Below are 22,848 nucleotides of genomic sequence, written 5' to 3' on the forward strand. Positions count from 1 at the left end.
AGGCGTCCCGGACGCCGACCTCGCGACTCCCTTTCGTCACGAATGGTTCCTTCGAACGCTAAGCAAAACCTTACTCTCGCCAGGCATTTTCCATGCGCAGGACCCCATTCTCCAATCTTTGGGTGAATCCTGTTTCTTTCATTGACAGCGGAAAATAAGAGGCCTAGGTTCCGGGCCATGTCCTCGCCCTCGCCTGCCGAGGCGTTCCCGGCCCACACGCCGGCCGCCGCGCAGATCTTCACCACGGTGCTGTCCCACGGCCCGCTGACCCGGCTGGAGGCCGCCCGTCGGGCCGAGCTGTCCGCGGCCGCGGTCACCAAGGCGGTCCGTCCGCTGCTGGAGGCGGGCTACCTCGTGGAGAACGCCGACGAGGAGACGCGCCGGGCGCTCGGCAGGCCCGCCAACCTGCTGCGGGTCGACGGCGGGCGCGCGCTGTTCGTCGGGGTCAAGGTGACCGGCGAGGAGATCATCGGTGTGCTCACGGACCTGTGCTGCCGTATCCGGGTCGCCCGCCGCGTGCCGCTCGACTCCCGTGGCCCGCGCGAGGTGCTCGCCGCGCTCGCCGAACTGGTGCGGGAACTGCTCGTCGAGGCCGACGGGTTCGGCGTCCGCGTGCTGGGCCTCGGACTGGCCGTCTCGGGGGACGTCGACCGCGCCGCCGGCACCGTGCGCTACTCGCCCTTCCTGGAGTGGCGCGACGTCCCCTTCGCCGACCTGGCAGCCGTGGCCACCGGGCTGCCGGTCACCCTGGACAACGACGTCCGCGCCCTGACCGTCGCCGAGCAGTGGTTCGGCGCCGGCGCGGGCCTGACGGACTTCGCGCTGGTCACGGTGGGCGCCGGCATCGGCTGCGGCCTCGTGGTGCACGGCCGGGTGGTCGCCGGGGCCCAGGGCGTCGCGGGCGAGATCGGCCATGTGACCGTCGACCCGGCCGGCCCACGCTGCCACTGCGGCAACCGCGGCTGTGTGGAGGCGATCGCCGCCGACTCCGCGATCGTCGCCCGCGTCCGGGAGGTGACGGGCGTCCAGGTCGCCGACACCGCCGAGGCGGTGGCCCTCGCGCACGCCGGTGACCCGGGGGCGCGCGAGGTGTACGCCCGGGCGGGAGAGGCGATCGGCCGCGGTATCGCCACCGTCGTCAACCTGCTCGGACCCGAACGCGTGATCATCTCCGGCGAGGGACTGGCCGCCTACGACCTGTTCGCCGGCCAGATCCGCGACACGTTCGCCGCGGCCGCCTTCGGCTCCGCCGCCCGGTGCGACGTACAGACCCGCCCACTGCCCTTCGAGGAGTGGGCCCGCGGTGCCGCGGCCACCGCGATCCAGTCCTTCATCGGACCCGACCCGCGCCAGGAGCGCCGATGAACCGCCGGAAAGGAGCACGATCACCACGTCCCGCACGTCCGGGACGAGTTCGCTGAGCCGCCCAAGACCTGATGCCACGGAGGCACGCCCCAATGCGGTCACCCTCGTACTCCCCCCTGCCCGCCCGCGGCCTGAGAGCCGCGGTCGTCCTCGCCCTCACCCTGGGCTTCGCGGCGACCGTCCCCGCCGCGCAGGCGGACACCACCGCCACCGTCACCGCTCCTGCCCTCGCCGCCAAGCCCTACATGGGATGGTCGAGTTGGAGCATGCAGTCGTCCAAGTACCCGGGCCTCAACCCGGACGGCGACTACAGCTACCTGACCGAGGCGAACGTCCTCAAGCAGACCGCCGCCCTGGCCGCCAAGCTGAAGAAGTACGGCTACGAGTACGTCAACATCGACGCCGGCTGGTGGCGCGACATGACGTGGAAGCCGGAGTTCGACCAGTACGCGCGTCAGCAGGCCGACCCGGTGCGTTTCCCGCGTGGCATGAAGGCCGTCGCGGCCGACATCCACGCCAAGGGCCTGAAGGCCGGCATCTACCTGCCGGTCGGCCTGGAGAAGGAGGCGTACAACGACGGGAAGTCGCCGATCTGGAACGCCGACGGCTGCGCCACCGCCGACATCGTCTACGGTGACCTGCGTACCACCAACGGCTGGGACAGCGCCTACAAGCTGGACTTCTCCCGCCCCTGCACCCAGAAGTACGTCGACTCCCAGGCACGGCTGCTCGCCGACTGGGGCTACGACTTCCTCAAACTCGACGGCGTGGGTCCCGGTTCCGGCAAGGGCGGCGACCAGTACGACAACGTTGCCGACGTGGCCGCCTGGCAGCAGGCCATCGCCGCCACCGGCCGTCCGATCCACCTCGAGGTCTCCTGGTCCCTCGACATCGGACACGCCGCCGACTGGAAGAAGTACTCCAACGGCTGGCGCGTCGACACCGACGTCGAGTGCTACTGCAACACTCTGGTGAGCTGGGAGAACTCCGTCGACGACCGCTTCGACGACACCCCCGCCTGGACCCGCCACGCCGGCCCCGGCGGCTGGAACGACCTCGACTCCCTCGACGTCGGCAGCGGCGCCATGGACGGTCTCACCAAGGCGGAGCGCCAGACCTACGCCACGCTCTGGGCCATAGCCAAGTCCCCCCTCTACACCGGTGACGACCTCACCAAGCTGGACTCCTACGGCCTGTCCCTGCTGACCAACCGCGAGGTCATCGCCGTCGACCAGGGCGACACCCCGCCGGCCCGCCCGGTCACCCCGTCCGACCCGCAGCAGGTGTGGGCGGCGAAGAACCCCGACGGCACCTACACCGTCGCCCTGTTCAACCTCGCCGACGCGCCGGCCGCCGTCACCGCCGACTGGGCCGCCCTCGGCTTCACCGGCAAGGCGGCCGTACGGGACCTGTGGAACCACGAGAACCTCGGCACGTACCAGAGCAAGATCACCCAGGCTCTGCCCGCCCACGGCTCCCGCCTGTTCACCCTCACCCCGCGCGGCGGCGCACTCGCCTGGACCGGCTACGAGGCGGAGTCGCCCGCGAACACGCTCGCCGGCAACGCCTCCGTCGCCGACTGCTCCGCCTGCTCCGGCGGCCACAAGGCCGGCAACCTCTACCAGGGTGGCAAGCTGACCTTCAACGACGTGGTCGTCGCCAAGGCCGGCACCTACCAGGTGAAGATCGCCTACATCAGCGGTGACAGCCGGTCGGCCGCCGTCTCCGCGAACGGCGGCGGTGCGGTCCGCCACAAGTTCCCCGCCACCGGAGACTGGGGCACCGTCGAGACCGTCAGCGTTCCCGTGACGCTGAAGGCGGGCGCCAACACGATCACCTTCGACAGCGGCACCGACTACGCACCGGACGTCGACCGGATCGACGTACCCAAGTCGTCCTGATCCTCCCCGGGGCCCGGCCGACCCGGCCGGGCCCCCTCCCGCGCCCAGGAGCTGTCATGCACACGCCTGAACCCACCAGAAGAACCCTGCTCTCCCTGGCCGCCACCGCGGGGATCGCCGGAGCCCTCGGCGGCCTGCCCGCCTTCACCGCCACCGCCGCACCGGCACGCCCCGCCGAGGCTCCCTCGGTGACCGGTGACGCCCGCCACACGCTGTGGTGGCAGGCCCCGGCCGGCGAGCACTCGATGATCGAACAGGGCCTGCCCGTCGGAAACGGCCGCCTCGGCGCCCTCGCGAGCAACGACCCCGGCCGCGAACTGCTCCTGGTCACCGACGCCACGATGTGGACCGGTGGCCTCAACGACACGCTGGACGCCGACGGCCAGTTCCCCTACGGCCGCGAGGACTTCGGCTCGCTCACCCTCCTGGCCCGCCTCGCGGTCGACATCCCGGACCACGACCTGGGCACCGTCTCCGGATACCGCCGCACCCTCGACCTCGCCCAGGGCCTGATCACCACCTCGTACGTCCGCTCGGGGGTGACGTACCGGCGGGAGATCTTCGCCAGCCGCCCCGACGACGTGATCGTCCTGCACTTCACGCAGAGCGGGGGAGGGCGCTACACCGGCACGGTCACCCTGGAGGGCACCCACGGCGAGGACGCGGCGGTGTCGTTCGGCGCCTCCTTCGCCAACGGGCTGCGCTACGGGGCGGCCGTCACCGCGCACGGCAGCGGTGGCCGGGTGAGCGTGCGCGGCACCCGAATCGACTTCTCCGGCTGCAAGGACCTCACCGTCGTGGTCAGCGGCGGCACCAACTACGCCCCCGACGCCGGAGCCGGATACCGCGACCCGTCCCTCGACCCCGCGAAGCTCGCCCGGACGAAGGTCCGCGAAGCCGCCGCCCACCCGGCGGACACGCTGCGGCACACGCACGTCGCCGACTACCGGACCCTGTACGGCCGGCTCGACATCGACCTGGGCGCCTCGACCGAGCAGCAACGCGCGCTGGACACCTGGGAGCGCGTCAACAACCGGCACCAGAGCGGCGAACCCGACCCCGAACTCGAGGCCGCCTACGTCCAGTTCGGCCGCTACCTGATGATCTCCGGTTCCCGCGGCAGCCTTCCGGCGGGCCTGCAAGGTCTGTGGCTCGACGGCAACGACCCGGACTGGATGGGCGACTACCACACCGACATCAACATCCAGATGAACTACTGGATGGCCGACCGGGCCGGTCTGTCGCAGTGCTTCGACGCCCTCACCGACTACTGCCTCGCCCAGCTCCCGTCGTGGACGGACCTCACCCACCGGCTGTTCAACGACTCCCGCAACCGCTACCGCAACTCCACGGGCAAGAACGCCGGCTGGACCGTCGCCATCTCCACCAACCCGTACGGCGGAGGCGGCTGGTGGTGGCACCCGGCGGGCAACGCCTGGCTGTGCAACACCCTCTTCGAGCACTACGAGTACACCCACTCCCGCACCCACCTGGCGAACATCTACCCCCTGCTCAAGGGCGCCTGCGAGTTCTGGGAGGCGCGGCTGCTCACCACGACCCTCCCCGGCACCTCGAAGGAGGTGCTCATCGCCGACAGCGACTGGTCGCCCGAACACGGCCCGCTCGACGCCAAGGGCATCACCTACGCGCAGGAACTGGTGTGGGCGCTGTTCGGCAACTACCTCACCGCCGCCGCCGAGCTGAAGAAGGACACCGGCTACGCCGACACCGTCGCCGCGCTGCGCAGGAAGCTGTACCTGCCCCAGGTGAGTGCGAAGACCGGCTGGCTGGAGGAGTGGATGTCGCCGGACAACCTCGGCGAGACCACCCACCGTCACCTGTCCCCGCTGGTCGGTCTCTTCCCCGGCGACCGCATCCGCCCCGACGGCTCCACCCCGAAGGACATCGTCGAGGGTGCCACCGCCCTGCTCACCGCGCGCGGCTCGGAGAGCTTCGGCTGGGCGAACGCCTGGCGCGCCCTGTGCTGGGCCCGGCTGAAGAACGCGGAGAAGGCCTACCAGCTGATCGTCAACAACCTCCGCCCGTCGACGGACGGCAGCAACGGCACCGCCTTCAACCTCTTCGACATCTACGAAGTGGAACGCGGCCGGGGCATCTTCCAGATCGACGCCAACTTCGGCACGCCCGCCGCCGTGAGCGAGATGCTCCTGTACTCCCGCCCCGGGCACCTGGAACTGCTCCCGGCCCTGCCCGACGCCTGGGCGGCGCGGGGCTCCCTCACCGGAATCGCCGCGCGCGGCGGCTTCGTCGTCGACCTACACTGGCGGGACGGGACCCCGACGACGGTACGGATACGCAGCGTCGGCGGCCGGACGACGACAGTGGCACACGGCGGCGTCTCGCGCACGGTCGCTCTGGGGCCCGGCGAGTCCGTCACGCTGAAGGGCTTCACCCGATGACGGCCCGACTCCCGTGGCTCTGCGGCCTGCTGGCCGCGGTGTTCGTCGCCACGACACCGGCGGCCGCACCGGCGGTCATGCCCGCGGCCGCACCGGCCGCCCTGCCCGCCGCCGCGCCCGCAGCCCGGGGCGCGGCGGAGCCCACCGTCGCGCCCGCCTCGTCCGTCCCACCCGCCGCGGTCCGTTCCGCGCAGAACCGGCACGACGTGATCACCTGGGGTGCCGCCGCCGACCGCATGGGCGAGGGTGTCGCCGGCCGGGGCTACCGGCTGGTGGTGCACACCAGCGTCGGCGGTGACGGCCTGCGCGTCCGGCTGTCCAACGCCTTCGGCGACCGGCCCGTCACGTTCGACAGCGTGTACGCGGGCTTCCAGAAGGCGGGCGCCGAACTGGTCGCCGGCAGCAACCGGCGGCTCACGTTCGGCGGCGAGGGGTCGGTGACCGTGCCCGCGGGTGCCACCGCCTTGAGCGACCCCCTGTCCGGCCGAGTGCCCGCCGCGACCAACCTGGCGATCAGCCTGCACAGCCCGGACGCGGCGGGTCCCGCGACCGGGCACGGCATGGCCATGCAGACGTCGTACCTCTCCCAGGGCGACCACACGGCCGAGGCGGGCGCCGCCCACTGGACCGACGCCGTGGGCTCCTGGTTCTACCTGGACGCCGTCTCGGTCCGGACGGACACCGCCACCGGTGCGGTCGTCGCGCTCGGCGACTCCATCACGGACGGCTGGCAGTCCAGCACCGATCTGAACCGCCGCTGGCCCGACTACCTCGCCCGTCGGCTGCGGCAGGCGGACAGCTCGGTCCAGGGCGTGGCCAACGAGGGCATCTCCGGCAACAAGGTGCTGGCCGACGGTGCCGGACAGAGCGCGCTCAGCCGGCTTCAGCGCGACGTGCTGTCCCAGCCGGGGGTCCGCACCGTCTTCCTCTTCGAGGGCGTCAACGACCTCAAGGCGCATAGGGGCGTCACGTCCGCCGACCTGATCGCCGGATACCGGCAGGTCATCGACCGGGCGCACGCGGCCGGGAAGTGTGTCGTGGGCGCCACCGTGGGCCCGTTCAAGGGCTGGTCCGAGTGGGACCCGGCCGCCGAAGCCGTACGCCAGGAGGTCAACGCGTTCGTCAGGGACGGCGGCGCGTTCGACGGCGTCACCGACTTCGACCACATTCTGCGCAGCCCCTACGACCGTGAGCGCATCCTTCCGTTCTTCGACAACGGCGATCATCTGCACCCCAACGACAAGGGCATGCAGGCCCTCGCCGACGCGGTCGACCTCACTCGGCTGGAATGTGGTCGGACCCACATTTCCCACTACTCCCAGTAACATGATCATCTTGTCGCTTGGATGTGCCATCCAGTAGATCGGCGCCCCGTGAGGGGGGCGCCGCCCCCACTCGGAGAGCTGTATGACTACACAGAGCGACGCCCTGCACGAAGCGCGTGTCAACTACGAGCAGCACATCGGGACCTGCCGACAGTGCCGTGTCGACGCCACGCCGTGTGCCGTCTCCAAGCACCTCCTGCGCATCTACAACAACGCGCGGCGATCCCGGCCCGGGGCGACCGCCCACTGATCGCGGGACCCTCAGGAACACACAAGGACCGACAGGATCGTTGCTTCGGTTGTGTTCGGGTTCTAGGGTGAGCCTGGTTTGGCGGCTACCTGTGCCACCAGCGGTTGAGATCTGTCTCGACGTCAACTCCCGTCCCCCTGGGCTGCTCGTCCCGGCATCGGCGCGCCATCTCCCCGAGAGTGCGATGTTCGGATTACCAACAGCATCGGACAGGAGTTGACGCACCCTCGGCCCGCGCAGCAGCGCACTGTCCGTCCCCAGGAGGGTCACGCTCATGGCACACCCGCACGTGTCGCCCACGGACCACCCGGACCGCCCGCCGCGTACGGCCGTCAGCCGCCGTCGCCTCCTGGAGGGCGGAGCGGCCGTGTTCGGCGCGTTCGCCCTCTGCGGCCCGTCCGCCGCGGGACACGCGGCCGGTCTGCGCGCGGCGGCGGACGGCACCCCCGAGTGGAACGGACACATCGGCGTCTTCCGCCTCGGTACCGAGCCCCCGCACACCACCCTCATGCCGTACGCGGACCAGGCCCAGGCTCTGGCCGCCGACCGCACCCGCTCCCCGTACCGGCTGAGCCTCGACGGCACGTGGAAGTTCGCCCACGCGGACCGGCCCGACGACCGGGACGCCGACTTCCACCGCACCGACCTCGACGACAGCGGCTGGGACAGCATCCCGGTGCCCTCCGCCTGGCAGCTGCACGGCTACGACCGGCCCGTCTACATCAACTTCACCTACCCGTGGTGGGGACCCAACGGCCTGGGCGAGGAGGCGCGGCCGCCCGCCGCCCCCACCCGCTTCAACCCCGTGGGCCAGTACCGCCGCACCTTCACCGTCCCGCGCGGCTGGGCGGGACGGCGGACGTTCCTGCACTTCGAGGGGGTCAAGTCCGCCCACTACGTCTGGATCAACGGCGAGTTGGTCGGCTACCACGAGGACTCCTACGACCCCGCCGAGTACGACATCACCCCGCACCTGCGGCCGGGCACCAACCGGATCGCGGTGGAGGTCTACCGCTACTCCGACGGGGACTGGCTGGAGGACCAGGACATGATCCGGCTGAGCGGCATCTTCCGCTCGGTATACCTGTACTCCACGCCCGCCGTGCACCTGCGCGACTTCAGGCTGGACACCCCGCTGAGCGACGACTACCGGGCGGCCGAGCTGTCGGTCACCGCGAGCGTGCGGGACTACGGCGGGACGGGCGGCGGCCGCTACTCCGTGGAGACCCAGCTGTACGACGCGGGCGGGCACCCCGTGTGGTCCAGGCCGCTGCTCCAGGCCGTCGCCCTCGGCTCCGGCGAGGAGAGGACCGTACAGGCGGCGAAGGCCGTGCCGGCACCGCGCCTGTGGTCGGCAGAACACCCCGACCTCTACACCGCCGTGCTCCGGCTGCGCGACCCGGCGGGCAAGGTGATCGAGACCCTCTCGCACCGGGTCGGCCTGCGCGAGTTCGCGCTCAAGGACGGGCTGATGCGCATCAACGGCAAGCCCGTCTCCTTCAGGGGCACCAACCGCCACGAGATGCACCCGCTCCGCGGCTCGGCCCTGACCCGCGCGGACCTGGTCGAGGACATCGGGATCATCAAGCGGCTGAACATCAACAGCGTCCGCACCTCGCACTACCCCAACAACCCGCAGTGGCTGGAGCTCGCCGACGAGTACGGCCTCTACCTCGTGGGCGAGACCAACCTAGAGACCCACGGCATCCGCGGCGAGTTCCCCGGCGACCACCCCGACTGGACCGCGGCCTGCGTCGCCCGCGCCCAGAACATGGTCCACCGCGACAAGAACCACGCCTCGGTCGTCATCTGGTCGCTCGGCAACGAGGCGGGCAGCGGCAGCACGTTCACCGCCATGCACGACTGGATCCGCTCCTACGACACCACCCGGGTGATCCAGTACGAGGGCGACGACAGCCCGGGGATCAGCGACATCCGCTCCGAGATGTACGACACGCCCGCCCGTGTCGAGGCACGGGCGAACGACACGGCGGACACCCGGCCGTACGTGATGATCGAGTACTCCCACGCGATGGGGAACTCCAGCGGCAACTTCAAGAAGTACTGGGACCTCGTCCGCCGCCACGACGTGCTCCAGGGCGGCTGGATCTGGGACTTCGTCGACCAGGCCCTCAACTGGCCCACCCCGACGCACCAGCTGTTCACCGAGGCGGGCCCCGCCGCGCTGCACGGCGAGATCATCGCCCCCAGCGGCACCTTCACCCGCGACAAGGGCGTCAGCGGCGGCACCGTCTTCGCCCGCGACGCGCGCCTGGACCTCACCGGCTCCCTCACCCTGGAGGCCTGGGTCACCCCGCACTTCACCGGCTACCGTCAGCCGATCATCGCCAAGGGCGACACCCAGTACGCCCTGAAGCAGTCGGACCGGAACCTGGAGTTCTTCATCTACTCCGGCGGCCGGCGGATCACCGCGAGCTGGGCGCTGCCGGACGACTGGACCGGCGGCGAACACCACGTCGCGGGCGTCTTCGACGCGCAGGCGGGCACCCTGACCCTCCATGTCGACGGCGCGGTGCGGGCCACCCGCACGACCACCGTCAAGGGACCCAGCAGCAACACCGCGTCCCTGTCGCTGGCCACCGACGTCGACAACCCCACCCGCGAGTTCAGCGGCACCATCCGGCAGGCCCGTGTCCACGCCAGGGCCCTGAGCGCCGCCGAGCTGGCCTCCGACGACCGGAGCCCGGGCGACGAGGGAGTACGGTTCTGGTTCGACGCCGCCACCGTCGCCCACACCACGCGACGGCCCCGCGAGAAGACGTTCTACGCCTACGGCGGCGACTGGGGCGACAACCCCAACGACGGCGCCTTCTCCGGGGACGGCATCATCACCGCCGATCGCGGGACCACCGGCAAGTCGGCCGAGGTCAAGCAGATCTACCAGGCCGTCAACGCCGCACCGGCCGCCGGTGGCCGGCTCGCCCAGGGAGCGGCCGTCACGCTCACCAACGAGTACCTCTTCACCAACCTCCGTGAATTCGACGGACGGTGGGAACTCCACGCCGACGGAGAGGTGGTGCAACGCGGAAAGCTGAGCCGTGACCAGTTGGACGTGGCGCCGCTGACCGGCAAGGACATCACCGTCCCCTTCACGGTGCCGGGCGATCCGGCGCCGGGCGCGGAGTACTTCCTGCGTCTGTCCTTCACCACCCGGCAGGCCACGAAATGGGCGGAGGCCGGTTTCGAGGTGGCCAAGCAGCAACTCGCCGTCGCCGCGGGCAGCCCCGCCGTCCAGCCCGTGCCGCTGGACGACGTCCCGGCGCTCCGCCACGAGGACGGCGAGGCGTCGGTCACCGTCACGGGCAAGGGCTTCTCGGTCACCGTCGACAAGACGACGGGCGTCATCACCTCGTACCGGGCGGCAGGCGCCCAGCTGATCGCCTCCGGGCCGGTCCCGAACTTCTGGCGGGCTCCCACCGACAACGACCGCGGCAACGGCCAGCACACCCGCAACGAGACCTGGCGCGACGCCGGCGCCCTGCGCACGGTCACCGGCGTGAGCGTGCGGGCGCTGCGCGACCGCGCCGTCGAGATCCAGGTCGCCGGGACGCTGCCCACGACGACGGAGTCGACGTACACGACGACGTACACCGTCTTCGGCAGTGGCGAGATCAAGGTCGACAACACCCTGCACCCGGGCGCGGCTTCACTGCCGTACATCCCGGAGGTCGGCAGCCTGCTGCTCCTGCCCGCCCGCCTGGAGCGGCTGCACTACTACGGCCGCGGTCCCGAGGAGAATCACTGGGACCGCAACGACGCCACCGACGTGGGCCGGTACTCCGGCACCGTCAGCGGGCAGTGGACCTCCTATCTGCGCCCGCAGGAGAACGGCAACAAGACCGACGTCCGCTGGGTCGCCCTCACCGGTGCCGACGGGACCGGCCTGCTCGTCTCCGGCGAACCGCTGCTGGAAGTGAACGCCTCGCACTTCACGCCCGAGGACCTGTCGGTCGGGGCTCGCCACGACTACCAGCTCACCCCGCGCGCGGAGGTCGTCCTGCGGCTCGGCCACCGGCAGATGGGCGTCGGCGGCGACAACAGCTGGGGTGCGCACACCCACGACGAGTACAAGCTCCTCGCGAGCCGCGACTACGCGTACACCTACCGGTTGCGCCCGCTGACCGACATCCGCCGGGCGACGGCCCTCTCGCGCCGGCCCACGGCGGGAGAGTCGCAATGATCGCCCGCGCTGAGCGGGCCGCCTGCGTCGCCGGCCGATGAGCCCGTCTGCCGCCGAGGGGCTCCGGCACACCGGCACGTCGTCGACGGGGTGTGCCGGGGCCGGCCGCGACCTCACGGCGGCCGCCGTGCGCTAATTCCACATCGGGTAGGTGACCACGCGCTCGTACCCTTCCGGCCTGGATTCGGGGTACACGAGGCTCATCTGGGCGTACTGCTGAGTCGCCGGGCTCCTCTTCCAGGACTTCGCGCGCTCCAGCACCACGATGACCGGGTACGAGTGGAACTTGCCCGCGGCGCAGTACGGCTTGCAGTCGTTCACCGCGTTGTAGCCCGTGCCCACCGCGGAGCCCGAGTCCCAGTGGGTCCAGTGCATCGAGGTGAGGCGGCTGTTGCCGTCACCGCAGGCGAGGATGAAGTCGCTGGGGCGGACCTGTGCCTTCCAGGAACAATCGACGAGCACGGTGTCGCCGGCCTGCTGGGTCACCTGGCTGTGTGCGCCCGGCGGTGCCGCAGCGGGGGAGGCGGAGGCCGGTCCCAGGGCTGTGGCGAGTGACGCAGCCGCACAGAGGGTGATCACTGCTCTCAATGTGTGTCTCCGCATGTCCAACTCCCCGCCGCCTGTCCGAGCCGCACCCCGTCGGCCTCTTCTGTCGACGCTACGACTACCGACGCTACGACCGTCTCGGAGGATGCACCACTTGGACGGCACCGCGTGCCGCACGGTTCCGTGATGTCGAACCCGTCCTCGGTGTGCGCCTCGCCGGGGGGTGGCGCGGCGCACATGGACCGGCGCGCCACGGGTGCGGTGCTTTCGCGGTGGTGTTCTCCGGTCAGGTCGTGCCGCAGGAGACCGTGGGCCGGGTCCAGTTGCCGTTGGCCTGGATGGTGACGCCGAAGGTGCCGCTGCCGTTGGGTTTGGCGGTCAGTACCTGGGCGCTGGGGCAACTGGCGCTGGTGTTCCGGGTGGAGAGGATTTTCGCCGGGGACGGTACGTTCGTCGTGACAGTCCAGTTGCCGGAGCCGGTGACCGTGACGTCGAGGTTGTAACGGTCGCTCCACCGCTGGCCCGCGGACAGGGCGGCGGCACAACCGCCCGTACCGCCCCCTCCGCCGCCGCCCGAACCGGCCTCACCCACCGTGATGTTGGAGTTCCCGCTGCTCTGGTATCCCTCGGTGGCGAGGATCATGTAGTTGAACGTGCCCAGGTTCATGCCGGACCGGGCCCAGGCGTCGAAGTGGTTGCCGGTGGTGATGGTTCGGCCGCGGCGGCCGACCGGATCGCCGGGCAGCCGGTCCGCTGCGACTGCCGGACGCTCCAGTACTGGTCGAAGGTGCGCGTGCCCTCCATCGAAACATTCGAAGATCGCAGGATGAGCATGAAGCCCGCGTGTTTCGAGGTCAGGGATATCGGTGGCCGGCCGGGCGTGCGGAGATCCAGGGAGCCTGAAAAGGCAAGGTCAAGATGCTTGGGTCGGGTCTTCGAAATGTTTCGAAGAATCTTCGAACCTCCCCCCTGTAGTCCTCCGTGAGGGGGATTCGCACGGTTGGAGCTAATATGTCCCCGGAGTGATCGATGCCTCACATGAGCCGACCAGGCGACACCGGCGAGCTGCTGACCAGACTCGGGTCACTGACCGCTCAGGCCCGCGAGCGTGCTGAACTTCAGCGCTCGCAGGTCGAACTGGCGATCGCTCTACAGCGCGGCATGCTGCCGGGAGAGTTGCCCTCCGCCCCCGGATTCCGGGTGGCCGCCCGCTATGTGCCGGCCTGCTACGGCCTCAACGTCGGCGGCGACTGGTACGACGCGTTCACGCTCCCCGACGGGGGCGTCGGTCTGTCCATCGGCGACGTCCAGGGCCACAACATCGAAGCCGCCGCGTTCATGGGCCAGGTGAGGGTCGGCCTGCGGGCCCTTGCCTCCGTCACGAGCGAGCCGGGGGAGCTCCTGGCCCGCACGAACGACCTGCTCCTCTCCCTCGGCACCGACCTCTTCGCGACCTGCACGTTCATGAGACTGGACCCGGCCACCGGCGTACTGGAGAGCGCTCGGGCCGGGCACGTTCCCTGCGTCTGGGCCACGGCCGACGGAAAGTCCGGCATCGCCGCGGACGAGGGAGGACTGCCCCTCGGCATCCAGGAGGGGACGGAGTATCCGACGACCCGGTCCAGGCTCACCACCGGCGGGGTCTTCGTCCTGCTCACGGACGGGGTGGTGGAAGGGCCCTCGATGAGCATCGACGAGGGGCTCGGTCACGTCGTGCGGCTGACCGGTATCGCCGCCGTGGCGGGTATGGACGCGGAGCCGCTCGCCGCGGCCCTGATCAAGGTCTCCGAGCTGGTGGGACACGAGGACGACGCCGCCGTGCTCGTGGTCCGCCACGACGGCCCCGACGTGCGGCCGTAGGGCGGGCCCTCGCGCCCCTCGCCTCGCCGACGCGGCGGCCCCGGTGTCTGATGGCTGTTGTGGTGCGTACCCAGGATCTGAGCCGACCTGTCGTCGTCGGCCTCCAGACACTGGCTGTGGCCGCCGCCTACTTCGCGGCGGGACGGCTGGGACTTCTGCGGCAGCTCGTCGTCGAAGGCGCGGTGTTCACCCCCATCTGGCCGCCCACGGGCATCGCGCTCGCCGGCCTCTTGATCTTCGGGCTGCGCTGCTGGCCCGGCATCACCCTCGGCGCCCTGCTGATCGTCATGTCCATCACCAAGTTCGGGGCCGATCTGCTCGGCAACCTGATCGGTGGCACCGCGGCCCCGATCTGCTCGTACCTCATGCTGCGCAAAGTGGGATTCCGCACCGACCTCAGCCGACTGCGGGACGGACTCGCCCTCGTATTCCTGGGGGCCTTCACGGGGATGCTGATCAGCGCGACGACCGGTGTCTGTCTCCTCGTCGCCACGGGCAAGCTCGCCGCGGACGACTTCTGGACGGTCTGGCCGGCCTGGTGGGTGGGCGACGCGATGGGTGTCCTGATCGTCACCCCGCTCCTGCTGGTGTTGCACGGCGCGCGGTGGCCCCCGCACTTCTCGCGGTGGAAGGAGGCCCTCGGGGTGGCCCTCATCGCCTGTGTCTTCGTGCCGCTCGCCACGCTCAGCAGTGTCAGCCTGATGTTCCTCGTCTACCCGCTGCTGATCTGGGTGGCCCTGCGGTTCCAGCTGGCCGGCAGCATGCTGTGCGCCCTGTTCGCCTCCGTCATGGCGACCATCGCGGCGACGGACGAGATCGGCCCGTTCGCGGGGCTGAACCATGTCCAGGTGATGTTCAAGCTCCAGGCCTTCAACGGGTCCATGGCCCTGACCGCCCTGCTCCTGTCGGCCGTGATCGTCGAGCAGCACAACACCAGACGTTCCGTGGAACGGGCCTGCCAGGAGCTGGCCGAGGTGCTGGAACACCTCACCGCGGGAGAGACTCCGCCCGGCCGGCCGCCGCGGCCGGAGCAGAGCCGAGGCGGGCCGCACGGCCTGGAGTGAACCGCGCGAAGCCCCCGGGATCACCGGCGACCGGCTGCCCGGACCTGCTCCCCACTGGTGATCAGGGACCAGAGGTCGGTGTCCCACTCCAGCTGCCGGATCAGTTCGTCGTCGGCCGGGCGGGGGGCGGGCGCGCCCTGCGGGGCGGATGCCCGGTGTGGGGTGAGCGCCCCCTGCGAGGTGGGTGCGCTCTGTCGGGTGGGTGCGCTCTGTGGGGTGGGTGAGCCCTGTGGGGCGGCCGCGGGGGAGTGGTCGCGCCGTGAGATCTGCCCGCTCACGGTGATGTTGTGCTCCACGCGTGGGCGGCGGAGCGCTTCGTAGGCGGTGAGTGCCCGCTCGGTGTCCGGGGCGTCCCGGAGGGCTTTCGCGAGGACGACGGCGTCCTCCAGTGCCATCGACGCCCCCTGTCCGGTCGCCGGCGAGGCGGCGTGTGCGGCGTCGCCGATGAGTAGGACCCGTCCGGAGTGCCATGGCGTGGCGGGCGGCATCTCGGTGGCCCGGGTGACCATGACGCCGTCGGCGGTGGCCTCGACGATGTCGGCCGCGGGTGCGCGGTCCGACCGGGCGGCGTCCGCGCGCAGCAGCGGGACGAGCAGCTCGCGCCACAGGGCCGGGACGCCGTCCGTGAGCTCCCGCCCCGCCGACGGCTCACCGGCGACGCGGCAGAACCAGTACGTCTCCCCGGCGGGGCTCACCGCGTAGCCGAAGGCGGCCGCGGTGCCGCGCAGGAACGTGATGCGCCCGCTCTCGCGTTCCGCGGCCGTGGGAGCGTCGGTGGTGCAGCCGTAGAAGACGTGCTCGCCCGCGTACCGGGGGCGAGCGGCGGGGGCCACGGACCGCCGCACGGCGGAGTTGAGCCCGTCGGCGCCGATGAGCAGGTCACCGCTCGCGGTGCTGCCGTCGGCGAAGCGCGCGGTGACGGCGTCCGGGCCGTCCTGGACGGACAGGAGCCGGGCGCCGTGCCGGATGTCGATGCCCCGGCGTACGGCCTCCGCCTGGAGAGTGGCGTTGAGTTCGCCGCGGCGCAGGCACCGGTACCGGAGCAGTGGGTCGTCGGCCTCCCCGAGCGGCCGCGTCGCCAGTTCGGTGCCGGAACCGTCGAGGACACGCATCGTGGTGAGCGGGAAGCCGGCGGCGGTGACCGCGGCGGCGGCGTCGATCTGGGCGAGGGCCCGCATGCCGTTGCTCGCCAGCGTGAGGAACGCGCCGAGATCCTCGGCCGCGTCCGGGTGCGCCTCGTACACGGTGGCTTCGTGCCCGGCCCTGTGCAGGGCCAGTGCCGTGGCGGCGCCCGCCGTCCCGCCGCCGATGACGAGTATGCGTGCCATGCCGAACTCCCTCCGCGTGCCCACGGACCGTCCCGCCGACCGCCCGCCACTGGGCTGAACTCCCCAGCGGTGCAAGGGAGTTCCGTCCGGCGCGGATTTCGGCCGAGTGAGTCCCGCGCGGTTCGTGCGGACTCGACCCACTTGGGGATGTCGCGTACCCATTCGGTTTCTTGTTCGAACCTACGAACCTGTCACGAGGCGGGTTACCGCTGTCCGCAAGGTCTGATAGTAAACCTTCCTGTCAGTAAGTGGTACGGACCAACTCCACGCCCCCCACCTTCACTTGGAGCTCCCGTGGTGCACATTTCCACCGAGGCGGCGGGTCTCACCGCCTCCCGCCGCACGGTCCTCGCCCTGGTCGGCGCCCTGGCGGCGGCCCCCCTGCTCGGCTCCCCGTCGGCCGCGGCGACCCCCAGGGCCGCCGCCCTAGGCCTCGACGACCCGGCGAAGAAGGAGATCGCCATGAAGCTGGTGTCGAGCGCCGAGAACTCCTCGCTCGACTGGAAGGCGCAGTACAAGTACATCGAGGACATCGGCGACGGCCGCGGCTACACCGCCGGCATCATCGGTTTCTGCTCCGGCACCGGCGACATGCTCGACCTCGTGCAGCTCTACGCCGACCGCAAGCCCGGCAACGTCCTCGCCCGGTACCTTCCGGCGCTGCGCGCGGTGAACGGCACCGACTCGCACAGCGGCCTCGACCCCAACTTCCCCGCGGACTGGCGCAAGGCGGCGCAGGACTCCCAGTTCCAGCAGGCGCAGAACGACGAACGCGACCGGGTGTACTTCAACCCGGCGGTGCAGCAGGGCAAGACGGACGGGCTGCGCGTCCTGGGCCAGTTCGCCTACTACGACGCCATCGTCATGCACGGCGACGGCACCGACCCCACCAGCTTCCGCAACATCCGCAAGCGCGCCCTGAACAAGGCGAAGCCGCCGGCGCAGGGCGGCAATGAGACGACGTACCTGAACGCCTTCCTCGACGCGAGGGTGTGGGCCATGCGGCAGGAGGAGGCGCACAGCGACACCAGCCGGGTCGACACCGCCCAGCGCGTGTTCCTGCGCAACGGCAACCTCGACCTGAACCCGCCGCTGGACTGGCAGGTGTACGGCGACAGTTACCACATCGGCTGACCGACAGGTACGCCGGCCGCCGCCGCGGGCGGCCCGACGGCTTCGTCCGGCGGGCCGCACCGCGGGCAATCCCGCCGGATCCGGCCCGAGTTGACTCGTGCCGACCTCTGGCCCCGGGAACGTACCGACCGGTATACAAAACCGAGTCGAACGTGCGAACGCCGCAATGGCGCGGGGTGGCACGCCGGCCTGAATCCTGGGGGAGTGCTTCATGAAGGATCACGGCAAGCCGGCCGCGAGCGTCCCGCGCCGCCGACGTGGCATGGCGGTGGGAGCGGCGGTCAGCGCCTGCGCCCTCGGACTGGCCGCGGCGGCACCGGCCACGGCCCACGGCGCGCACCCCGGCCGCGGTACGCGTTACGTGGCCCTCGGCGACTCCTACACCTCGGGACCGCTGATCCCCCGGCAGGTGGACGCGAACTGCGCCCGCTCGGACCACAACTACCCCTCGCTCGTCTCGGCGTGGCACAGAACGACCGCGTTCAAGGACGTCAGCTGCGGCGGGGCGACGACCGTGCAGATGTGGAAGCCGCAGGGGACGAACGGCCCCCAGCTCGACGCGGTACGGCGCGACACCGACCTGGTGACGGTCCAGATCGGCGGCAACGACGTCGGCTTCGGCTCCATCATCGCCACCTGCGCCCGGCTCAGCGCGACGGACCTGACCGGCAACCCGTGCCAGCGCCACTACGCCTCCTCCGGCACCGACCAGTTGCTGCTCAACATCCTCGACACCGCGCCCAAGGTCGCCGCGGTGCTGCGCGCGGTGCACGCCAGGGCGCCGCATGCCCGGGTGCTCGTGGTCGGCTACCCGGACCTGCTGCCCGACGACGGCAGCGGCTGCTACCCCTCAGTGCCGTTCGCGGCGAAGGACTTCCCCTATCTGCGGGACACCGGCAAGCGGGTCAACCTGATGTTGCGCCTGGTGGCCCTGACGAACCGCGCGGAGTACGTCGACACGTACGGGCCCACGCGCGGCCACGACATGTGCAAGGCGCCGGCGGACCGCTGGATCGAGCCACTGCAACCGGCGTCCCCGGCGGCCCCCGCGCACCCCAACGCCAAGGGCGAGGAAGCCATGGCACGCGCGGTCACCGCGCGGCTCGAGTCGGGCCACGGGCACCGCTGATCACACCGGCTCTGGCAGTATCGGCCCATGACGATCCGAACCCGCGCCGACGGCGGTTCCCGGTACTCGCTGTGGTCGAGGGACTCGGTGCTCTGCATCGGGTCGGTGAACTCGGTCCTGTCCATCGGCTCGGTGGGCAGCGCGCTGTCCGTCGGGTCGGTCGGCAGCGTGTTGTCCGTCGGTTCCCTCGGCTCCGCCGCGTCGCTCGCGTCCGTCGGGTCCTGGCTGAGCACGGGGTCCGCGTTGTCCGCCCGGTCCTCCTGGTCGGTCCTGTCCTGGCGCTCCCGTGGCGGGCTGGTCGCGGCCGGAGCCCTTGCGGTGACGGTCGGCGGCACGGTCCTGCTGCGCACGCTCGGCACGGAGCGACAGCGACGCGACGTCGGCACGGGCCGCCTCATCGGACGATGCGGCCCGCTCGGCAGGTGAGGCCCGGTCGGCAGGTGAGGCGGCAGGCGAGGAGCACCTCCTGACGTCAGAACGCCTCCCACAGACACACCAGTGTCCGGTCGGTGTCGCCGCCGGTCGTCCGGAAGGCGGTCTGTTGCAGGAAGCCGAGCAGATCGGCCGCGCCCGGCCGCCAGGTCTCCGCAAGGAACTTCGCGACCTCCGGGGAACGGACCAGCTCCGCGGTGGCGCCGGTGCACAGCACCAGGGTGTCTCCCGGGCGGGTGGCCACGCTCTGGCGGCGCAGCTCGCAGCCGGACGGCAGGGCCCGCGCGGTGGTCCACGCGGTGTCCGGGCCGAGTTCCAGGACCGGATGCCAGGATCTGTCGCGCAGCAGGAGGGCCACACCGCTGCCGGTGCCGAGCACGAGGTGCCGGCGGACCGAGGTCTGGCCGAGGGGAGTGAGCACCGCCAGTACGTCGGCGGACACGTCCTCGGCTTCCGCCTGGTGGCGGTGGGCCAGCCGTTCGAGACTGCCGGCCGTGCCACGGATCGCGGTACGCAGGAGGTCGGTCACGGCCTCGGCCGACTCGTCGCTCGCCAGGGCGCTCTCCAACGGTTTGGCGAACGCGCCGAGTTGTGTGGCGAGCGACTCGCACAGCAGGCCGGCCGCGGCCTGGGACCAACGGCCCAGGGGATGTCCGGCCGAGACCGCCGACAGAAGCGTGGGGCGGGGGAACTCCGGCAGGATCCGCGTCAGGAACGCGTCGCGCCGAAACCGCTGGTCGGCCCGGTTGCGACCGCCGCGCTGCGAGGTGCCCCGCACCCGCAGGGAGCCCAGGTCCGCACCGTCGACCACGGTGTCCGGCACGCTGTCACGCCCCAGCGCCAGGCCGCCGGGCACCCCTGTCGGAAACGGACCGGCGCCGAACTGCGACACGGCCCCGACCCGGACGACCCGTTCGGGCCCCGGCACGTCCACCCGCACGACCCGTTCCGGCCCGGGAACCTGGACGACCCGTTCCGGCCCGGGAACCTCGACGAGGCGCTCGGGACCCGGCACGCGTACGACCCGTTCGGGGCCGGGGACCTCCACCGGCACCTCCCGGACCACCTCCCGTACCTCCACCCGGACCTGCTCGGGGCGGGCCGCCAGTGCCTCCACCTGCCGACGCCACCGGTGCAGCAGCCGGAGCAGCAGGGCGTTGCCGAGCAGGGAGAGGCCCAGAACGACGAAGGCGAGGACGTTCACCATGATTCCTCCTTGACTGCTCGCAGCGCGAGGGTGGTGAGCGGGCGGCACGACGCGGCGATGAACCGCGCGTGCAACTCGGCCGTGTACGCGGGGTCGAGAAGCCGGTCGGGGTCCGGCGGGGAGGCGGCCGGTCCGGCGTCGGCCATGCGGGCGAAGCCCTGACGGGCCGAGCGCAGGGCGGAGGTGTAGCGGTGTCGGGCCAGCCGGTCGACGGCGTCCGCGGCCGACTCGGTCCACGGGCCCAGAACCCGGTCGGCCAGCTCGGTCAGCCCCGCCGCGGTCCGCTCGCGCGGCGTGCGGGCCGCGGCGGCGTGCTCGGGCATGACGGGTACGACGGTCAGGGCGGCGCCCGGCTCACCGAGCACCCGCCGTACGGCCGCCGCCGACCAGTCGCGCAGCTGGGCACGCGTGCCGACGCCCTGGGCGTCCGCGCCCAGGACCACCACCGCGGTGCGTTCCTCGCCGACGGCGGCGAGGGCGGTCGGCAGGATCCTGCGCAGGGCGCGCGGCTCCGCGCCGAGCCGGGCGCCGGTCTGCACACCGCGCGCGGCCGCGACCAGCACCGGGTAGGAGACGGCCACCAGCACGGCGTGGGCCTGGCGGACCGTACGTTCCGCGATCCGTCCCTCCTGGTCGGGCGCGGCCGGGCCCACGGGGGCGTCGACCAGTTCGTGGCGCACGGGAGGTCCCGGTGCGCGCCCGCGGTCGGCGGCGAGCGGCGCACCGAGCACGTCCCGCGAGGACGCGGGCAGACCCCCGGCGTGCAGCAGGGCGATCCGGTGGTCCACCGGCGTTCCGGCGGCCCGGTTGCGGCCGATGTCCTGGGCGAGGGTGGCTCGCAGCCCGGACCGCTCCCCGGTCGGGGTCGCGCTTAGGACGCGGGCCACTTCGGCCGCCCAGGCCGGGGGCGGGTCGGGCCGGGAGCGTGGCGCGCGACGGGGGCCGGTCATGTCACCGCTTGTCGCGCGGGGTGAGGATGGCCCGACCGGACAGTGTCGTGGTGTCGCCTTCGTTCACGACGTAGGGCAGCCGGAGCCACCACAAAACCTCGGCGGTGTCACCGCGTTTGCGCACGTGGATCTCGTCCTGGACGAGGCCCTTGAAATTCTCCTTGATCTCGTACTTGACGAAACCGCCCCGGTGGTCGGCGCCTTGGGCCTTGAGGAGGGTCCTCAACCGTACGGCGGACTCGGCGCGTTGCCGCTGCCACCAGCTGTCCGCGTGGGGTACGGGGTCGGGCACGATCTGGGCGAGGACCTCGTCGAACTGGATCAGGGCCGTCAGGTAGGCCTCCCGTTCGGATCCCTCGGCACGGTTCCACGAATGCTGACGCAGGTTGCGGACACAGCTGTTGAACCGCCGCTTCCAGAACTCGGTCTTCGCGGCGAGGGGGTGGACCCCTCGGTCGGCGCCGGGCGCGTCGATGAAGGCGAGGCCGCTGCACCCGACCAGGGTGCTCTCCTGTACCACCGCCGCCAGGTCCAGCGCCCGGCGGGCCAGCCAGCGCAGCGCCTCGACCTCCTCGGGCGAGACCGTGTGCGGAGCGGAGCCGTCCGGCACCGCGTCCTGCCCGTCCGCGGCCACCCGCTCCAGCTCGCGCCACAACGAGGGGAGGTCTTCGAGCGCTTCGTGCGGCGAGTTCCGGTCCCCCAGGGCGGGCAGCACCTCACCCCAGCCCGGCAGCAGGGAGTCTCCCGAAGCATGGCTGCCCAGCACCCGGTCCAGGTCCCCCAGCGGCGAGCGGGCGGCCTCGGCCGGTATCCGGAGGGTGTCCAGCCGCAGCCCTCGGGCGAGGCCTTCCAGGGTGCCGGCCCCGGCGATCCGCTCCTTCGCCACCTCGTGCAGAAGGTCCGGGATCTCCGGGCGGAACCCGATGCCACCCCCGGACGGGGCGGGCTTCCTGGGCCACCAGGTCTCGACCGCGGTCCGCAACTCGGCCTCCCGACGGTCCTCGGCGGACCACACTTCACCCAGCCCACGGTCCTCGGCGGTCCGCAACCCCGTCGGCCCACGGTCCTGTTCGGAGGTGGCGGCGGTCGTGGACGCGCCGGTGCCCGGGCCCGGCACCCTCGGTGGCACCTTCGGACGCTGCGGCGCCCCCACGACGACGGATGCCGACACCTCCGAAGGCGAAGGCGAAGGCGGGGGCGAGGGCGTCTCGACGGGCATGGGCGCTGTCACGGAGCCGGGTGGACGCGTCGCGTCGACGGGTGGAACCGTCGCCAAAGGCGTAGCCGGCGTCGAGTCCGTGGGCGGAGTGGATTCGGTAGGCGTACCCGGCGTCGTGTTCGCGCCTGGCGCGGTTGCGGGAGACGTACCCGGTACTGCCTCCGAGTCCTTGGTCGGCGGGATCTGCCGGGACGACCGGGACGGGTCTACGGCCGTGGTCCCCTCGTCGGCGGCTGCCCTCACGGATGGACCGGCCGCCGGTCTGCCGTGAGCCCTCGTCACGGCCAGTTCGAGTATCGAGAGTTGGGCGATGAGGTTCTGCAGGCCGACCTCGTGCTCGGCCCGCGGCGGGTCCGCCTCGGCGAACACCTCACGCAGGCGGCTCACCGCGTCGCGCAGCCACCTGCGTGCGTCTCTCCTGTCCTTCTCGGTCTCCAACGCCGCCAGGGCGTCGGCGACATGCTGGGCCGCCTGCCGCACGGCGTCCGCGGTCTCCTCCGGCATCGAGTCCGCCTCC

16 protein-coding genes and 1 pseudogene are annotated in these 22,848 nt (G+C 71.6%); 11 read left to right on the plus strand and 6 right to left on the minus strand.

The window, feature by feature from the left end; all coding sequences use genetic code 11:
- The first annotated feature begins 177 nt into the window (after positions 1–177).
- From ACFV0T_RS15055 to ACFV0T_RS15080, 6 genes are all read left to right on the plus strand, one after another.
- Positions 178–1,365 carry an ROK family protein gene (locus ACFV0T_RS15055; protein ID WP_385778468.1) on the plus strand — a complete coding sequence of 396 codons (1,188 nt, stop codon included), beginning with the start codon at positions 178–180 and terminating at the stop codon, positions 1,363–1,365.
- A 92-nt stretch (positions 1,366–1,457) separates the two neighbouring features.
- Positions 1,458–3,266 (plus strand): alpha-galactosidase D, encoded by a 1,809-nt coding sequence (locus ACFV0T_RS15060; protein WP_385778470.1) that lies wholly within the window; start codon positions 1,458–1,460, stop codon positions 3,264–3,266.
- 56 nt (positions 3,267–3,322) lie between these two features.
- On the plus strand, positions 3,323–5,686 hold the full coding sequence (locus ACFV0T_RS15065; protein WP_385778472.1) for a glycoside hydrolase N-terminal domain-containing protein: 2,364 nt from the start codon (positions 3,323–3,325) through the stop codon (positions 5,684–5,686).
- The gene (locus tag ACFV0T_RS15070) at positions 5,683–7,011 is read left to right on the plus strand and encodes an SGNH/GDSL hydrolase family protein (protein ID WP_385778474.1); all 1,329 of its coding nucleotides are present in this window, start codon (positions 5,683–5,685) and stop codon (positions 7,009–7,011) included. The genes ACFV0T_RS15065 and ACFV0T_RS15070 overlap by 4 nt, the downstream gene beginning before the upstream one ends.
- Before the next feature lie 82 nt (positions 7,012–7,093).
- Positions 7,094–7,261: a hypothetical protein gene (locus ACFV0T_RS15075; protein ID WP_385778476.1), complete on the plus strand. Its 168-nt coding sequence runs from the start codon at positions 7,094–7,096 to the stop codon at positions 7,259–7,261.
- A 274-nt stretch (positions 7,262–7,535) separates the two neighbouring features.
- Positions 7,536–11,462 (plus strand): glycoside hydrolase family 2 TIM barrel-domain containing protein, encoded by a 3,927-nt coding sequence (locus ACFV0T_RS15080; RefSeq protein WP_385778478.1) that lies wholly within the window; start codon positions 7,536–7,538, stop codon positions 11,460–11,462.
- Between the two features lie 132 nt (positions 11,463–11,594).
- On the opposite strand, the gene ACFV0T_RS15085 is transcribed toward ACFV0T_RS15080, so the two are convergent.
- Complete coding sequence (locus ACFV0T_RS15085) at positions 11,595–12,041, minus strand: hypothetical protein (RefSeq protein WP_385778480.1); 447 nt, start codon at positions 12,039–12,041, stop codon at positions 11,595–11,597.
- Positions 12,042–12,294: 253 nt separating this feature from the next.
- Positions 12,295–12,815 (minus strand): annotated as a pseudogene (locus ACFV0T_RS15090) (glycoside hydrolase family 11 protein); the annotation flags it as partial.
- Between the two features lie 231 nt (positions 12,816–13,046).
- Here ACFV0T_RS15090 and ACFV0T_RS15095 point away from each other — a divergent pair.
- A complete protein-coding gene (locus ACFV0T_RS15095) occupies positions 13,047–13,868 on the plus strand; it encodes a PP2C family protein-serine/threonine phosphatase (protein ID WP_385778482.1) in 822 nt (273 codons plus the stop codon).
- A 59-nt stretch (positions 13,869–13,927) separates the two neighbouring features.
- Positions 13,928–14,932, plus strand: a complete 1,005-nt coding sequence (locus tag ACFV0T_RS15100; RefSeq protein WP_385778484.1) for an MASE1 domain-containing protein — start codon at positions 13,928–13,930, stop codon at positions 14,930–14,932.
- A gap of 20 nt (positions 14,933–14,952) precedes the next feature.
- Here the strand turns inward: ACFV0T_RS15100 and ACFV0T_RS15105 are convergent, their stop codons facing one another.
- The gene (locus ACFV0T_RS15105; protein WP_385778486.1) at positions 14,953–16,260 is read right to left on the minus strand and encodes an FAD-dependent oxidoreductase; all 1,308 of its coding nucleotides are present in this window, start codon (positions 16,258–16,260) and stop codon (positions 14,953–14,955) included.
- A 294-nt stretch (positions 16,261–16,554) separates the two neighbouring features.
- Here ACFV0T_RS15105 and ACFV0T_RS15110 point away from each other — a divergent pair, with 294 nt between their 5' ends.
- The 3 genes from ACFV0T_RS15110 to ACFV0T_RS15120 all read left to right on the plus strand — a co-directional run bounded on the left by ACFV0T_RS15110 (position 16,555) and on the right by ACFV0T_RS15120 (position 18,949).
- A complete protein-coding gene (locus tag ACFV0T_RS15110) occupies positions 16,555–17,394 on the plus strand; it encodes a chitosanase (RefSeq protein WP_385778487.1) in 840 nt (279 codons plus the stop codon).
- Between the two features lie 211 nt (positions 17,395–17,605).
- On the plus strand, positions 17,606–18,523 hold the full coding sequence (locus tag ACFV0T_RS15115; protein WP_385778489.1) for an SGNH/GDSL hydrolase family protein: 918 nt from the start codon (positions 17,606–17,608) through the stop codon (positions 18,521–18,523).
- Positions 18,524–18,550: 27 nt separating this feature from the next.
- Positions 18,551–18,949, plus strand: coding sequence for a hypothetical protein (locus tag ACFV0T_RS15120; protein WP_385778491.1), 399 nt, complete (start codon positions 18,551–18,553; stop codon positions 18,947–18,949).
- 46 nt (positions 18,950–18,995) lie between these two features.
- On the opposite strand, the gene ACFV0T_RS15125 is transcribed toward ACFV0T_RS15120, so the two are convergent.
- From ACFV0T_RS15125 to ACFV0T_RS15135, 3 genes are read right to left on the minus strand one after another with little or no spacing between them, the layout of a single operon-like run.
- The gene (locus ACFV0T_RS15125) at positions 18,996–20,162 is read right to left on the minus strand and encodes a protein phosphatase 2C domain-containing protein (protein ID WP_385778493.1); all 1,167 of its coding nucleotides are present in this window, start codon (positions 20,160–20,162) and stop codon (positions 18,996–18,998) included.
- Entirely contained in the window at positions 20,156–21,112 is a 957-nt protein-coding gene (locus ACFV0T_RS15130) for a hypothetical protein (RefSeq protein WP_385778495.1), read from the minus strand. The genes ACFV0T_RS15125 and ACFV0T_RS15130 overlap by 7 nt, the downstream gene beginning before the upstream one ends.
- Position 21,113: 1 nt before the next feature.
- Positions 21,114–22,835: a hypothetical protein gene (locus ACFV0T_RS15135; protein ID WP_385778497.1), complete on the minus strand. Its 1,722-nt coding sequence runs from the start codon at positions 22,833–22,835 to the stop codon at positions 21,114–21,116.
- Positions 22,836–22,848 lie beyond the last annotated feature (13 nt).

Origin of the sequence: Streptomyces sp. NPDC059582 (genome assembly GCF_042735715.1) — a bacterium.
Taxonomy (GTDB): Bacteria; Actinomycetota; Actinomycetes; order Streptomycetales; family Streptomycetaceae; genus Streptomyces.

Bases quoted from the DNA above. Each gene is read 5' to 3' on its own strand.
- ACFV0T_RS15065 (WP_385778472.1), top strand. From the start codon at position 3,323: ATGCACACGCCTGAACCCACCAGAAGAACCCTGCTCTCCCTGGCCGCC.
- ACFV0T_RS15115 (WP_385778489.1), top strand. From the start codon at position 17,606: ATGAAGGATCACGGCAAGCCGGCCGCGAGCGTCCCGCGCCGCCGACGT.
- ACFV0T_RS15080 (WP_385778478.1), top strand. From the start codon at position 7,536: ATGGCACACCCGCACGTGTCGCCCACGGACCACCCGGACCGCCCGCCG.
- ACFV0T_RS15125 (WP_385778493.1), bottom strand. From the start codon at position 20,162: ATGGTGAACGTCCTCGCCTTCGTCGTTCTGGGCCTCTCCCTGCTCGGC.
- ACFV0T_RS15135 (WP_385778497.1), bottom strand. From the start codon at position 22,835: ATGCCGGAGGAGACCGCGGACGCCGTGCGGCAGGCGGCCCAGCATGTC.
- ACFV0T_RS15060 (WP_385778470.1), top strand. From the start codon at position 1,458: ATGCGGTCACCCTCGTACTCCCCCCTGCCCGCCCGCGGCCTGAGAGCC.
- ACFV0T_RS15120 (WP_385778491.1), top strand. From the start codon at position 18,551: ATGACGATCCGAACCCGCGCCGACGGCGGTTCCCGGTACTCGCTGTGG.
- ACFV0T_RS15095 (WP_385778482.1), top strand. From the start codon at position 13,047: ATGAGCCGACCAGGCGACACCGGCGAGCTGCTGACCAGACTCGGGTCA.
- ACFV0T_RS15070 (WP_385778474.1), top strand. From the start codon at position 5,683: ATGACGGCCCGACTCCCGTGGCTCTGCGGCCTGCTGGCCGCGGTGTTC.
- ACFV0T_RS15130 (WP_385778495.1), bottom strand. From the start codon at position 21,112: ATGACCGGCCCCCGTCGCGCGCCACGCTCCCGGCCCGACCCGCCCCCG.
- ACFV0T_RS15055 (WP_385778468.1), top strand. From the start codon at position 178: ATGTCCTCGCCCTCGCCTGCCGAGGCGTTCCCGGCCCACACGCCGGCC.
- ACFV0T_RS15105 (WP_385778486.1), bottom strand. From the start codon at position 16,260: ATGGCACGCATACTCGTCATCGGCGGCGGGACGGCGGGCGCCGCCACG.
- ACFV0T_RS15075 (WP_385778476.1), top strand. From the start codon at position 7,094: ATGACTACACAGAGCGACGCCCTGCACGAAGCGCGTGTCAACTACGAG.